A 2,303-nucleotide genomic window follows, 5' to 3' on the forward strand; every position below is an offset into this window, starting at 1 on the left:
GGGTTCGGTTTCTGGAATACCATTCCCACTCGTTTACGAAGCAAGTTGATATCCACACCTGAATATATGTCCTCACCGTCTAGCAAGACCTGACCTGTTATCTTACAGCCTTCCACCAGATCATTCATACGGTTTAAGGATTTAAGCAACGTAGATTTCCCACAACCAGATGGTCCAATAAATGCTGTGATTTCCCCTTTATTAATACTTAGATTTACATCCTTTAGTGCATGAAAATCATTATAGTAAAGATTCAAATCAGAGATCTCCATCTTATTTCGATTTGTAATCATATTCTTCTCTCCTTTAAATGTGATTAGGCGCGTGATAGGCGATTCGCCAGTTTTCTCGATCCCCAATTAATTAGCATTACAATAATAAGCAATACTACTGCTGTTGCAAATGCCTGATTGACATGTAATCCTTCACTGGACAGATTATATAAATGTACTGCCAGCGTTCTACTAGAATCAAACAAACTCTTTGGTAATTCTGGTACGCTGCCTGCTGTAAAAATCAAGGCTGCTGACTCGCCTACAATACGACCAATGGAAAGAATGACGCCTGAAAGAATACCTGGTGCTGCTGGAAGCACAATCTTAAATACTGTTCTTAGCCGTCCAGCACCTAATCCAAAGCTGCCTTCTCTATAAGAGTCTGGTACAGATTTTAATGCTTCCTCTGTTGTCCTCATAATAAGTGGCAGAATCATAATAGATAGCGTTGCTGCTCCTGATAGAATGGAAAGTCTCCATCCAAGTGCTGTAACAAAGAACAGCATACCGAACAATCCATATACGATGGATGGGATTCCTGATAAGGTTTCTGAGGTAATTCTGATAATTCCAACAAACTTGTTCCCTCTCTTGGCGTATTCTACAAGGTAGATTGCTGAGCTAATTCCAATCGGAACTGCTATGAGTAAGGATAATGCCGTCATAAGAATCGTATTGATCAATGCAGGCATAAGCGATAAATTTGTTGTGTTATACTTCAACGAAAACATATCCAGCGATAGATACGGAACCCCTCGTATAACAATATAGAGAATAATAAATGCTAGCACTGCGACTGTAATTGTTGCAGCAATCATAACTAATCCCCGAAGCAAAAGAGATATGTTATCTCGACGTTTCTTAGGCTTCTTTGTTTGCATGTTAATTGTCATCATATATTACTCCTCCTTTTAATGAAAGAGAAACACAGATTGATAATCAGAATAAACACAAACAGTACCACTGCCGTTGCTATCAGTGCTTCTCTATGCAGATCTGCTGCATATCCCATTTCCATAACGATATTAGCGGTCATAGTACGAACCCCTTTGAGAATTCCTTTTGGCATTCTGGTATTGTTACCTGCTACCATAATCACCGCCATAGTTTCTCCAATTGCTCTACCAATTCCAAGGATCACACCTGCCATAATACCGGATTTTGCTACTGGTAATATAGTAAAGAATACGCTTCTCTCATGGCTGGCTCCAAGAGCTAATGCCCCTTCATAGTAGCTATCAGGTACCGCTCTAATAGCCGCCTCACTTACACTGACGATAGTCGGTAAAATCATAATTCCTAACAATATGGAAGCTGTAAGAATACTGTTTCCATTCCCTCCGAATACATTGCTTACGAATGGCACAATAATCATAACACCGAAAAATCCATATACAATGGATGGTATTCCAGCCAATAAGTCGATGGCTGATTTCATGACCCGATAGATTCTCTTCGGACAGAACCTTGCCATAAACACAGCAGTCAGGATACCAATTGGAACCCCCATAATTACAGCACCAGCTGTAATATAGATACTACCTAAGATAAATGGGAAGATTCCATAGGAAGCAGGAATGTTATTAGGCTTCCATTTCTCTCCTAACAAGAAATTAAACAATCCGATTTTCTTCATTGCAGGTATACCGTTTGCTAATAGGAAGACGCAGATGACGCCTACTGCAAAGATACTGACTAAGGCTGCTAGCAAAAACATGTACTTTGCATAAACCTCTTTTCTTGCTCTTCTTCTATAACTCTTCATTTCTTTTGTTATCACGTTATTTGTCTCAATGTCATCCATCAATAATTCATTAGATGCCATGTGGCCACCTCCCCGATATCATTCTGTTTCTTAAGTAAACTTTACTTGTTTCATGTAAATTGCATTGACGTCACTGTGTAAAATGTATGTAAAATTGTTGTAAGTCTACATAAAAAAGAATGAATTTATGCCTACACAGGAGATAACAAAAGAGACGAAAGATATAATTAATATCTTTCGCCTCTTACCTTAACACGAACATA

The 2,303-nt window shown here is 38.8% G+C and carries 3 protein-coding genes; all 3 read right to left on the reverse strand.

Annotated features, from left to right (window positions below):
* Window positions 1-293, reverse strand: a 293-nt coding sequence (locus BWI44_RS06650) for an ATP-binding cassette domain-containing protein (protein ID WP_286812308.1), incomplete at its 3' end; no start/stop codon positions are given.
* A 23-nt stretch (window positions 294-316) separates the two neighbouring features.
* Complete coding sequence (gene pstA, locus BWI44_RS06655; protein WP_286812312.1) at window positions 317-1,171, reverse strand: phosphate ABC transporter permease PstA; 855 nt, start codon at window positions 1,169-1,171, stop codon at window positions 317-319.
* Window positions 1,168-2,100: a phosphate ABC transporter permease subunit PstC gene (gene pstC, locus BWI44_RS06660; RefSeq protein WP_286812317.1), complete on the reverse strand. Its 933-nt coding sequence runs from the start codon at window positions 2,098-2,100 to the stop codon at window positions 1,168-1,170. The genes pstA and pstC overlap by 4 nt, the downstream gene beginning before the upstream one ends.
* Window positions 2,101-2,303 lie beyond the last annotated feature (203 nt).

Source organism: Bacteroides sp. Phil13, assembly GCF_001940965.1.
In the GTDB taxonomy this organism is placed as follows: Bacteria; Bacteroidota; Bacteroidia; order Bacteroidales; family Bacteroidaceae; genus Bacteroides; species Bacteroides intestinalis.